This window comes from Burkholderia sp. 10_S31, assembly GCF_056930375.1.
Map to the genome: position 1 here is coordinate 2,969,466 of NZ_JBXOWK010000003.1, position 11,431 is coordinate 2,980,896.

The 11,431-nt window shown below is 66.7% G+C and carries 9 protein-coding genes; 2 read left to right on the top strand and 7 right to left on the bottom strand.

The genetic code is table 11. The features are described from left to right. Window positions 1-199: 199 nt before the first annotated feature. Entirely contained in the window at window positions 200-2,071 is a 1,872-nt protein-coding gene (locus AC1Z3W_RS33995; RefSeq protein ID WP_057926596.1) for an ABCB family ABC transporter ATP-binding protein/permease, read from the bottom strand. A gap of 175 nt (window positions 2,072-2,246) precedes the next feature. Here AC1Z3W_RS33995 and AC1Z3W_RS34000 point away from each other — a divergent pair, with 175 nt between their 5' ends. Next, the gene (locus AC1Z3W_RS34000; RefSeq protein WP_057926595.1) at window positions 2,247-2,642 is read left to right on the top strand and encodes an acyl-CoA thioesterase; all 396 of its coding nucleotides are present in this window, start codon (window positions 2,247-2,249) and stop codon (window positions 2,640-2,642) included. Window positions 2,643-2,678: 36 nt separating this feature from the next. Here the strand turns inward: AC1Z3W_RS34000 and AC1Z3W_RS34005 are convergent, their stop codons facing one another. Continuing rightward, window positions 2,679-3,161, bottom strand: a complete 483-nt coding sequence (locus tag AC1Z3W_RS34005) for a nitrate reductase associated protein (RefSeq protein WP_057926594.1) — start codon at window positions 3,159-3,161, stop codon at window positions 2,679-2,681. Between the two features lie 114 nt (window positions 3,162-3,275). On the opposite strand from AC1Z3W_RS34005, the gene fdhD reads away from it, so the two are divergent. Continuing rightward, window positions 3,276-4,106: a formate dehydrogenase accessory sulfurtransferase FdhD gene (gene fdhD, locus AC1Z3W_RS34010; protein ID WP_483509388.1), complete on the top strand. Its 831-nt coding sequence runs from the start codon at window positions 3,276-3,278 to the stop codon at window positions 4,104-4,106. A 51-nt stretch (window positions 4,107-4,157) separates the two neighbouring features. On the opposite strand, the gene AC1Z3W_RS34015 is transcribed toward fdhD, so the two are convergent. The 5 genes from AC1Z3W_RS34015 to AC1Z3W_RS34035 form a co-directional block, all read right to left on the bottom strand. Next, a complete protein-coding gene (locus tag AC1Z3W_RS34015) occupies window positions 4,158-4,925 on the bottom strand; it encodes an enoyl-CoA hydratase (protein WP_124833629.1) in 768 nt (255 codons plus the stop codon). Window positions 4,926-5,016: 91 nt separating this feature from the next. Beyond that, window positions 5,017-6,216 (bottom strand): acetyl-CoA C-acyltransferase, encoded by a 1,200-nt coding sequence (locus AC1Z3W_RS34020; RefSeq protein ID WP_124833628.1) that lies wholly within the window; start codon window positions 6,214-6,216, stop codon window positions 5,017-5,019. A 27-nt stretch (window positions 6,217-6,243) separates the two neighbouring features. Continuing rightward, a complete protein-coding gene (locus AC1Z3W_RS34025) occupies window positions 6,244-8,679 on the bottom strand; it encodes a 3-hydroxyacyl-CoA dehydrogenase/enoyl-CoA hydratase family protein (RefSeq protein WP_483509389.1) in 2,436 nt (811 codons plus the stop codon). Between the two features lie 113 nt (window positions 8,680-8,792). Further along, a complete protein-coding gene (locus AC1Z3W_RS34030; protein ID WP_483509390.1) occupies window positions 8,793-10,580 on the bottom strand; it encodes an acyl-CoA dehydrogenase C-terminal domain-containing protein in 1,788 nt (595 codons plus the stop codon). 58 nt (window positions 10,581-10,638) lie between these two features. Continuing rightward, a complete protein-coding gene (locus AC1Z3W_RS34035) occupies window positions 10,639-11,238 on the bottom strand; it encodes a TetR/AcrR family transcriptional regulator (protein WP_006751498.1) in 600 nt (199 codons plus the stop codon). Between the last annotated feature and the right edge of the window lie 193 nt (window positions 11,239-11,431).

Genomic DNA, 11,431 nt, shown 5'->3' on the forward strand with positions numbered 1-11,431 from the left:
GGCTGACCGCGCCGGGTCACCCGGCGCGGCAGCCAATGGCCGGAAAGACCGATAACGGTCCGCTCGATCGGCGGCAGGCCGACCCGGGGATCGAATACCGCGGACGCTCCGCCGGGTCACCCGGCCGTGATGGCGGCGTAACGCCGCCCGATCCCGGACAGCCGGCAAACCATCCGCTCCCGCCGCGCGGCAACCACGCTCACGCGGCCTCGGCCGCCTCCCCGCCCGCTGCCGCGCGCTGCTGCTGCAGCGCCCACATCTGCGCGTACAGCCCGTCGGCGCGCACGAGTTCGTCGTGCGTGCCGCGCTCGACGATGCGCCCGTGGTCCATCACGAGGATCTGCTGCGCATGCACGACCGTCGACAGCCGGTGCGCGATCACGAGCGTCGTACGATGCCGCGCGATCTGGTCGAGCTCGTGCTGGATCGCGCGCTCCGAGCGCGAGTCGAGCGCCGACGTCGCCTCGTCGAACAGCAGCACCGGCGGATCCTTCAGCAGCGTGCGCGCGATCGCGACGCGCTGCTTCTCGCCGCCCGACAGCTTCAGCCCGCGCTCGCCGACCGGCGTGTCATAGCCCTTCGGCAAGCTCTCGATGAAGTCGTGGATGTGCGCGGCGCGCGCGGCCGCGATCACTTCGTCGCGGCTCGCGGTCGGCCGGCCGTACGCGATGTTGTAGTAGATCGAGTCGTTGAACAGCACGGTATCCTGCGGCACGATCCCGATCGACGCGCGCAGCGAGTCCTGCGTGACGTCACGAATGTCCTGGCCGTCGATCCGGATCGCGCCGCCCGCCTGCCGGTCGAGATCGTAGAAACGGAACAGCAGCCGCGACAGCGTCGACTTGCCGGACCCGCTGTGACCGACCACCGCAGTCGTCGTGCCCGCGTCGATCGTAAACGTCACGTCGTGCAGGATTGGGCGCGACGCCTCGTACGAGAAGTTCACGTGCTCGAAGCGCACCTGCGCGCCGGCCACCGCGAGCGGCCGCGCGTCGGGCGCGTCCGCGACTTCCTTGGCGGACGACAGCAGCCCGAACATCCGGTCCATGTCGGTGAGGCTCTGCTTCAGTTCGCGATACACGACGCCGAGAAAATTCAGCGGGATGTACAGCTGCAGCATGAACGTGTTGATCAGCACGAGATCGCCGAGCGTCAGCTTGCCTGCCAGCACGCCCTGCGTCGCGCGCCACAGGATGAACACGAGCCCGGTGCCGATGATCGCCTGCTGGCCGAAGTTCAGCACCGACAGCGAGTTCTGCGAGCGGATCGCGGCCTTGCGATAGCGCTTCAGGTTCTCGTCGTAGCGCTGCGCCTCCCACTCCTCGTTGCCGAAGTACTTCACCGTCTCGTAGTTGATCAGCGAATCGATCGCCCGCGAGTTCGCGCGCGAATCGAGCTCGTTCATCGTGCGGCGAAAGTGCGTGCGCCAGTTGGTGACCTTCACGGTGAACACGATGTACGTGACGAGCGCCGCGAACGTCACGTACGCGTAATAGGCCTCGTACTTGACCACGAAGAAGCCGAGCACGAGCCCGACCTCGACGAGCGTCGGCAGGATGCTGTACAGCGAATAGGAAATCAGTTGCTGGATGCCGCGCGTGCCGCGCTCGATGTCGCGCGACATGCCGCCCGTCTGGCGCTCGAGATGGAAGCGCAGCGACAGCCCGTGCAGATGCCGGAACACCTGCAGCGCGAGCTGGCGCACCGCGCTCTCGGTGACCTTCGAGAACAGGATCTCGCGCAGCTCGGTGAAGAGCGACGTCGACAGCCGGACGAGCGCATACGCGACGACCAGCAGGCCGACGCCGCCCGCGAGCACGATGCCGGCCGACTGCTCGGCGCGGCCGAGCGCGGTGAGCTGCTGCACGGCGGACAGGTGATCGACGATGCGCTTCATCACGACCGGCACGCCTAGGTTCGCGACCTTCGCGCCGATCAGGCAGCCGAGCGCGAGCGCGACGCGCCATTTGTAGGTGGCCAGGTACGGCAGCAGCGACCGGATGGTCTGCCAGTCGTTGCGAGGCCCGGTCGGAGCCGGCGGCGGCTCGCCGGAAGCGGAATATCGGCGCATGGGGGGAAGGATCGGCGGCGGTGCCGGACGCGTGCTGCGGCGGCCGACTCACCCGCTTTCTCGTACAATTTGCGAACGTTGTATTGTCGCAGAAGCCGCTTCGCGCCGCTGCCGGCGGCCACGCCGGCCGGCCTGCGCGCGGCGGCGCATTTATTACAGGATGAAAGCCCCCGCCATGACCGATTTGACCCTCGAACTTCCGCAAAAGCAGCCCGCGCTGCGCGTCGTCCCGCAACCGCACGACGCGAACGTCCATGGCGACGTATTCGGCGGATGGATCATGTCGCAGGTCGACATCGCCGGCTCGATTCCCGCGAGCCAGCGCGCGAACGGCCGCGTCGCGACGGTCGCGGTCAATTCGTTCGTGTTCAAGCAGCCGGTGTTCGTCGGCGACCTGCTGAGCTTCTACGCCACCATCACGCGCACCGGCAACACGTCGGTGACGGTCGACGTCGAGGTGTACGCGCAGCGCATGCGCCTGATGGGCGAAATCGTGAAGGTCACCGAAGCGACGCTCACCTACGTCGCGACCGACCCCGACCGCAAGCCGCGCCAGCTGCCGCCGCTCTGACCCGCACGCGCCGCGCTGTGGCGTTGCCCGCGGGTGTCAGTGCATGGCCGTCAGCCCGAACTCCCGCATCGCAGGCAGGAAGTCGTGGTTGAGCTTCGGCTTGCGCGACAGCTTCATCAGTACGTAGCGCTGGAACGGCGCGAGCCGCTGCCACTGCGCGAGCGCGGGCGCCGGCAGCCCGGCCAGCGCGCTTTGCTGCACGAGCGCGTCCGGCACCGTGTCGGTCGCACGCCAGCTCGGCTGCTCGTCCGGCTGGAACCACGACGGTTCGAGGTCGGCATGCGTGCGCAGCATTTCGAACAGCGCGTGATCGAAGTTGGGCTCGATCGCGGTGTCCTCGTCGGCCGGAAAGCGCGCGAGCAGCTTGCGGTCCTCGAGCGGCAGCAGCTGCCACTGCTCCAGTGAAATCCGCAGACCGAAACGGTCGAGATTGAAACGCACGATCATCGGGATGTACGTCAGGTTTTCCGACGAATCGTGTTCGAAATTGAATAGCAGCGGAGCGTCGCTGAGTCCCATGGTCGTTACCTGAGTGGCGGATGCCGGCGCGGCCGGCCTGCCTGAGGTATTTTAGAACCTCTGCGCGCGAGCGGCGCACACGATCGTCGCCGCCCCCGCTTCGAATCAACGGGAGTGCTCGTGAATCCGACTGAAACAGAAGAACCGCGCGGCGCGATCGAGCTGTCCGTGCGCCGCACGCGCGGCGGCGCGGTCGAAACCGCGCACGACTACGTGGGCCAGGAATGGCCGGTCGCGCTGGTCTTCAACGGCATCTCGCACGCGGTGATGATGTGCACGCCGCGCGACCTGGAGGCGTTCGCGGTCGGCTTCGCGATCTCGGAAGGGATCGTCGAGCGCGGCAGCGACATCAAGGACATCGAGGTGGTCCTGCGCGCCGACGCGCCGCTGCCGCATGCGGAGGTGCACCTGGAGGTCGTCCAGCAGGCGTTCGCCGCACTGAAGGACCGCCGCCGCGCGCTCGCGGGCCGCACCGGCTGCGGCGTATGCGGGATCGAAAGCATCGACCTGCTCGATCTCGCGCCCGAACGGGTGCCCGACACCGGCTTTCTCACGCGCCTCGCGCCCGACGCGCTCGCGCGCGCGGCGCACGCGCTGCCGGCGCATCAGGCACTCACGCGGCTCACCGGCGGCCTGCATGCGGCCGCGTGGTGCGACGCAACAGGCGCGATCCGGATGGCGTTCGAGGATGTCGGCCGCCACAACGCGCTCGACAAGCTGATCGGCTCGCTCGTGCTGGCGCGCGCCGACGCGACCGACGGCTTCGTGTTCCTGTCGAGCCGCGCGAGCTACGAGCTCGTGCGCAAGTCGGCGCGGGTCGGCATTCCGATGGTCGCGACGATCTCCGCGCCGTCGTCGCTCGCGATCCAGATCGCGAAGGCGGCCGGTTTGCGCCTCGTCAGCTTCTGCCGCGAAACCGGTCATGTCGATTACGGCACGGCCTGACGCCGCCCGACCGGGCGCGCCGATGCGTTCCCGCCGGCGCGGCCCGCCACGTCAGTCGAACTGACGGAAATCCGGCTTGCGCTTCTCGAAGAACGCCGTCATCGCCTCGCGTGCTTCCGGCGCGCGCAGCATTGCGGAGAAGTGGCCGGCTTCCTCGGTCATCCGCGCGGCAACCGCCACCCCGCCCGTCTCCTTCAGCAGTGCCTTCGTCACGCGCAGCGACGACGCCGGCAGCGCCGCGAGCTTCGCGGCCTGCTTCGCCGTGAATGCGTCGAGCTCGGCGGCCGGCAGCACACGATTGACGATACCGATCCGGTGCGCCTCCAGTGCGTCGAACGCTTCGCCTAGCAGCAGCTTTTCGGCGGCGACCTGATGGCCGGCCAGGCGCGGCAGCAGCACGCTCGATGCGGCTTCCGGGCACAGCCCGAGCTGGGCGAACGGCAGCGAGAACGTCGCGGTGTCGGCCGCGTAGACGAGATCGCAGTGCAGCAGCATCGTCACGCCGACGCCGATCGCGAGGCCCGGCACTGCGGCGACGATCGGCTTGGTCGCGCTGCTGATGCGCGCGAGAAACTGGAACACCGACGCGTTCTCGTCCTTCGGCGGCGTCTTCAGGAAATCCTCGAGATCGTTCCCCGCACTGAAGTTGCCGTCGCTGCCGCGCAGCAGGATCACGCGGATCGCCTTGTCTTCCTGCGCGTCGGCGAGCGCATCGGCCATCGTCTGGTACATCGCCGCCGTCAGCGCGTTCTTCTTCGCCGGGCGCGCGATCGTGATCGTCATCACGCCGTCGGCGCGTTCCACTTGAATTTCGGCCACAACCGTCTCCTTTGACTTCCTCTACCGGAATGAAAAAACGGTGCGCGAGCTCGTGGCCCGCGCACCGTCGTCGATTTTCGTCGCGTCCCGCTTACAGGCGTTCGATGATGCCCGCCGCACCCATGCCGGTGCCGACGCACATCGTGACCATCCCGTACTTCAGGTTGCGGCGGCGCAGGCCGTGCACGACGGTCGCCGCGCGGATCGCGCCGGTCGCGCCAAGCGGGTGACCGAGCGCGATCGCGCCGCCCATCGGATTGACCTTCGACGGGTCGAGGCCGAGATCGCGCATGACCGCCAGCGACTGCGCGGCGAATGCCTCGTTCAGCTCGATCCAGTCGAGATCGTCCTGCTTCAGGCCCGCGGCCTTCAGCGCGGCCGGAATCGCCTCCTTCGGGCCGATGCCCATGATTTCCGGCGGCACGCCGCGCACCGCGAAGCTCACGAAGCGCGCGAGCGGCGTCAGGTTGAATTCCTTGAGCACCTTCTCCGACACGACGAGCAGTGCGCCCGCGCCGTCCGACGTCTGCGAGCTGTTGCCGGCCGTGACCGAGCCCTTGTTCGCGAACACCGTGCGCAGCTTCGCGAGGCCTTCGATCGACGTATCCGCGCGCGGACCTTCGTCGAGCGCGATCTCGCGCGTCTTCACGTCGACAACGCCTGTCGCGAGGTTCGGGAAACGCTCGGTGATCGTGTACGCGGCGATTTCGTCGGCGAATTCGCCGGCCTGCTGCGCGGCGAGCGCCTTGCGGTGCGATTCGACCGAGAACGCATCCTGGTCTTCGCGGCTCACCTTCCACTGCTCGGCGACGCGCTCGGCGGTCAGGCCCATCCCGTACGCAATGCCGAAGTCTTCATTGCGATCGAAGATGTGCGGCGACATCGACGGCTTGTTGCCCATCATCGGCACCATGCTCATCGATTCGCAGCCGCCCGCGAAGATCGCGTCCGATTCGCCGACGCGGATGCGGTCCGCCGCCATCGCCAGCGCCGTGATGCCCGATGCGCAGAAGCGGTTGACCGTCACGCCGCCGACCGTCTGCGGCAGGCCCGCGAGCAGCGCGCCCATGCGCGCGACGTTCAGGCCCTGCTCGGCTTCCGGAATCGCGCAGCCGATGATCGCGTCCTCGATCAGCTTCGTGTCGAAGCCGGGCACCTGCGCGACCGCCGACTTGATCGCGTGAACCAGCAGCTCGTCGGGGCGCGTGTTCTTGAAGACACCGCGCGGGGCCTTGCCGATCGGGGTGCGGCTGGCGGCGACGATGTATGCGTCTTGCAGTTGTTTGCTCATTTGAGACTCCTTGCCTTATCCGCTCGCTCAGTTACGCACCGGCTTGCCGGTCTGCAACATGCCCATGATCCGTTCCTGCGTCTTCTGCGTGCCGAGCAGCTCGACGAACGCGCGGCGCTCGAGCGCGAGCAGCCACTGCTCGTCGACGAGGCTGCCGGCTTCGACGTCGCCGCCGCACACGGCTTCGGCGATGCGGCTCGCGATCAGGTAGTCGTGGTCGCTGATGAAGCGGCCGTCACGCATGTTGACGAGCGAGGCCTTGATCGTCGCGATCGCCGAGCGGCCTGCGACCGGCACGTCCTTCGCGCGCAGCGGTGCGCGGTAGCCGGTTGCGGCCAGCGCACGCGCTTCCTTCTTCGCGGTGTCGAGCAGTTCGAACACGTTGAAGATGATCGTGTCGGACGGCTTCAGGTAACCCATCGCGCGCGCATCGTGTGCCGACGACGACACCTTCGCCATCGCCGCGTTCTCGAACGACTTCGTGACGAACTTCAGGATGTCGGTGGTCGCGTTCGCGGCCGTGGCGGCATCCGCCGCGCGCAGCGCCGCTTCCTTCAGGCCGCCGCCCGCCGGCACGAGGCCGACGCCTACTTCGACGAGGCCGATATAGCTCTCGACGTGCACGACGCGCTTCGCGCTGTGCAGCATCAGCTCGCACCCGCCGCCGAGCGCGATGCCCGACACGGCCGCCACCACCGGCACGTTCGCGTACTTCACGCGCAGCATGCCTTCCTGGAACTTCTTCACGAACGGCTCGATGCCCTTCGCGCCGCCCATCATGAACGCGGGCATCGCCTCCTCGAGGTTCGCGCCGGCCGAGAACGGGCCGCCCGGCGTGCCGAGCTTCAGCGACGTCGGCTGCCAGATCACGACGCCCTTGTAGTCCTTCTCCGCGAGTTCGATCGCCTGCACGAGGCCGTCGATCACGCTCGGTCCGATCGTGTTCATCTTCGACTTGAACGACACGATCACGACGTCGTCTTCACCCGCACGGTCGTCGACCCATGCACGCACCGCGTCGGTTTCGAACAGCGTCTTGCCGTACGTCTTCGGATCGGCACCCGCTTCGCCCAGCAGCGGCGCGCGGAATACCTGCTTGTCGTAGACGGCGAGGTTCGAACGCGGCACGAAGCGCTGCGATGCCGGCGCCCACGAGCCTTCGGCCGTGTGCACGCCGCCCTTCTCGGCAACCGGGCCTTCGAGCACCCACGACGGCAGCGGCACGTTCGCGAGCGCCTTGCCGGCCGCGATGTCTTCCTGCACCCACTCGGCGACCTGCTTCCAGCCGGCGGCCTGCCAGCCTTCGAACGGGCCTTCGTTCCAGCCGAAGCCCCAGCGGATCGCGAGATCGACGTCGCGCGCGTTGTCGGCGATCGACTCGAGATGCACGCCGATGTAGTGGAACACGTCGCGGAAGATCGACCACAGGAACTGCGCGTGCGGATGGTCCGTTTCACGCAGCAGCTTCAGGCGCTCCGCCGGCGGACGCTTCAGGATGCGGCCGACGGTTTCGTCCGCCTTCGCGCCCGAATCCACATAGCTGCCCGTCTTCGCGTCGAGCACCTTGATCGCCTTGCCTTCCTTCTTGTAGAACCCGCCGCCCGTCTTCTGGCCGAGCGCGCCCTGCTTCACCAGCTCGGCGAGCACGGCAGGCGTCTGGTAGACCGGGAAGAACGGATCGTCGGCGAGGTTGTCCTGCATCGTCTTGATCACGTGCGCCATCGTGTCGAGGCCGACCACGTCCGCGGTGCGGAACGTCGCCGACTTCGCACGGCCGAGGCGGCTGCCCGTCAGGTCGTCGACTTCGTCGAAGCGCAGGCCGAACTTCGCGGCCTCGGTGATCACCGCGAGGATCGAGAAGATCCCGACGCGGTTCGCGATGAAGTTCGGCGTATCCTTCGCGCGCACGACGCCCTTGCCGACGATGCTCGTCAGGAAGGTTTCGAGCTGGTCGAGGATCTCCGGACGCGTATGCGCGGTCGGGATCAGCTCGACGAGGTGCATGTAGCGCGGCGGGTTGAAGAAGTGCACGCCGCAGAAGCGTGACTTCAGCTCGTCCGAGAAACCTTCGGACAGCTTCGTGATCGACAGGCCCGACGTGTTGGTCGCGAAGATCGCGTTCGGCGCGAGGTGCGGCGCGACCTTCTTGTACAGGTCGTGCTTCCAGTCCATCCGCTCGGCGATCGCCTCGATCACGACGTCGCACTCGGCGAGCTTCGCGATGTCGTCTTCGTAGTTCGCGGCTTCGAGGTATTTCGCGTCGTCCTTCACGCCGAACGGCGCGGGCGACAGCTTCTTCAGGTTCTCGATCGCCTTCAGCGCGATCGCGTTTTTCGGGCCTTCCTTGGCCGGCAGGTCGAACAGCAGCACCGGCACGCGCGCGTTGACGAGGTGCGCGGCGATCTGCGCGCCCATCACGCCGGCGCCCAGCACGGCGACCTTGCGAATCAGGAAATTGCTCACGGGATGTCTCCGGATAGTGTCGTGCAGCGCGGGTTGTGAGGGCTGCACGGCGAAGTGAGTACCAGGAACCGTTGCGTTCGGGCGGCGCGCGGCGCGCCCCGCCCGGACTCGCGTCAGAACAGCGATTCGTCGACTTCCATCAGCGTCTTCGAACCGACGCGCGCGGCGCGGATCGTCGCTGCCGTCTCGGGCAGCAGGCGCGCGAAATAGAAACGGGCGGTGGCGAGCTTCGACTTGTAGAACGGATCGCCCGACGCTTCCTTGTCGAGCGCGAGACGCGCCATGCGCGCCCAGAAGTACGAGAACACCAGGTGGCCAACGGTGCGCAGGTACGGCACGGCGGCGGCGCCGACTTCGTCCGGGTTCTGCATCGCCTTCATGCCGATTTCCATCGTCAGCTTCTGCACCTTGTCACCGATGTCGGCGAGCGGGTTGATGAACTCGGCCATCTCCGGCTTCACGCCTTCGGCTTCCGCGAATTCGGTGACGAGCTTGCCGAACTTCTTCAGCTTCGCGCCCATGTCGCCGAGCACCTTGCGGCCCAGCAGGTCGAGCGACTGGATCGAGTTCGTGCCTTCGTAGATCATGTTGATCCGCGCGTCGCGCACGTACTGCTCCATGCCCCACTCGGAGATGAAGCCGTGGCCGCCGTAGATCTGCATTGCGTGGTTGGTCGACTCGAACGCGTTGTCGGTCAGGAACGCCTTGATGATCGGCGTGAGCAGCGCGACGAGGTCGGCCGCTTCCTTGCGCACCGCTTCGTCAGCGTGCGACAGTTCCTTGTCGATCTGCAGCGCGGACCAGTATGTGAACGCGCGCGCGCCTTCGGCGTAGGCCTTCTGCGTGAGCAGCATGCGGCGCACGTCCGGGTGCACGATGATCGGGTCGGCCGGCTTGTCCGGTGCCTTCGGGCCCGTCAGCGAGCGCATCTGCAGGCGCTCCTTCGCGTACGTCAGCGAGTTCTGGTAAGCGACTTCCGTGAGGCCGAGGCCCTGCATGCCGACGCCCAGACGCGCGGCGTTCATCATCACGAACATCGCGTTCAAGCCCTTGTTCGGCTCGCCGACCATCCAGCCCTTCGCGCCGTCGAGGTTCATCACGCACGTCGAGTTGCCGTGGATGCCCATCTTGTGCTCGATCGAGCCGCACTTGATGCCGTTGCGCTCGCCCGGCTCGCCCGCGGCGTCCGGAATGAACTTCGGCACGATGAACAGCGAGATCCCCTTCGTGCCTTGCGGCGCGTCCGGCAGGCGCGCGAGCACGAGGTGGATGATGTTCTTCGACATGTCGTGCTCGCCGCTCGAGATGAAGATCTTCGTGCCGCTGATCGAGTACGAGCCGTCGACGTTCGGTTCGGCCTTGGTGCGCAGGATGCCGAGGTCGGTGCCGCAATGCGGCTCGGTCAGGCACATCGTGCCCGTCCATTCGCCCGACACGAGCTTCGGCAGATATTGCTGCTGCAGTTCCGGCGTGCCGTGCGCGTGCAGGCACTCGTAGGCGCCGTGCGACAGGCCCGGATACATCGTCCATGCCTGGTTCGCCGAGTTCAGCATTTCGAAGAGCGCGTTGTTCACGAACGCGGGCAGGCCCTGGCCGCCGTAGTCCGGATCGCAGCCGAGCGCCGGCCAGCCGGCCTCGACGTACTGCTGATACGCTTCCTTGAAGCCGGTCGGGGTCTTCACGACGCCGTCGCCTTCATACGTGCAGCCTTCGCGGTCGCCGACCTGGTTCAGCGGGAACAGTACCTCGGAGCAGAACTTGCCCGCTTCCTCGAGGACCTGGTTGATCGTGTCGGCGTCGAGGTCCGCATGCTTGGGCATTTGCTTGACTTCGGCTTCGACGTTCAGAAGCTCGTGCAACACGAATTGCATGTCGCGCAGCGGCGCGGCGTACTGTCCCATGACTCTCTCCAAAGGTGGGCAAAACGGCTCGAGCTCCTGGCGGGCGGGTCACGCGCCGCTAACGGCTCTCGCTCTGATACGAAACAATCGTCTTTTCCAGCGCGGCCCACGTGAGGCGCACGGCATCCGGCGAATGCAGGAAGCGTGCGTCGTGATGCAGGCCGAGCGTGAAGCTGTACAACTCGAAGAGCATCAGGTCCGGATCCGTATCCGCACGCAGATGGCCTTCTTCCTTCGCCTGCGAAATGGCACGCAGCATCGCGGCACGCCAGGCCGTCACGCTCGCGATCAACTGCTCGCGCACGGGGCTGTCAGGCCGGTCGTCGTACTCGACGGCACCGCTGATGTAGATGCATCCGGTCGTCACCTCCTGGATGCGCTTCTCCGTCCAGCGGGCCAGCATCGCCCGAAGGCGCGGCAAGCCTCGCGGCTCGCGCAGGCTCGGAAAGAACACCTCGTTTTCGAAACGATGGTGATACTCGCGGACGACCTCGACCTGCAGGTCTTCGCGCGATCCGAAGTGCGCGAACACACCGCTCTTGCTCATCTGCATGCGCTCGGCCAGGAGGCCGATCGTCAGCCCCTCCAGCCCGTCACGGCTGGCGAGGTCCAAAGCAGCTTCAAGTATCGCGGCACGCGTCTGTTCGCCTTTTCGCATAGCTTTTTCTGTAACCGTTCGGGGGTTCGAATAAAATCGAACGGCCGTACTATTATTGAGTGCGGCCGCTCGCGAAACAAGGAAATTATTAGAAACCGGTGTCTAACCGAGCCGCTATTTTGCGCGATTCCGGCGGGACCGGAGCGGCTTTTCCGCACGAACGTGCGGACAGATTTTTGAAGCGGACGCTTAG

Coding starts and splice junctions, on each gene's coding strand:
- AC1Z3W_RS34030 (WP_483509390.1), bottom strand. CDS start 10,580: ATGGGACAGTACGCCGCGCCGCTGCGCGACATGCAATTCGTGTTGCAC.
- AC1Z3W_RS34020 (WP_124833628.1), bottom strand. CDS start 6,216: ATGAGCAAACAACTGCAAGACGCATACATCGTCGCCGCCAGCCGCACC.
- AC1Z3W_RS33995 (WP_057926596.1), bottom strand. CDS start 2,071: ATGCGCCGATATTCCGCTTCCGGCGAGCCGCCGCCGGCTCCGACCGGG.
- AC1Z3W_RS34000 (WP_057926595.1), top strand. CDS start 2,247: ATGACCGATTTGACCCTCGAACTTCCGCAAAAGCAGCCCGCGCTGCGC.
- AC1Z3W_RS34005 (WP_057926594.1), bottom strand. CDS start 3,161: ATGGGACTCAGCGACGCTCCGCTGCTATTCAATTTCGAACACGATTCG.
- AC1Z3W_RS34035 (WP_006751498.1), bottom strand. CDS start 11,238: ATGCGAAAAGGCGAACAGACGCGTGCCGCGATACTTGAAGCTGCTTTG.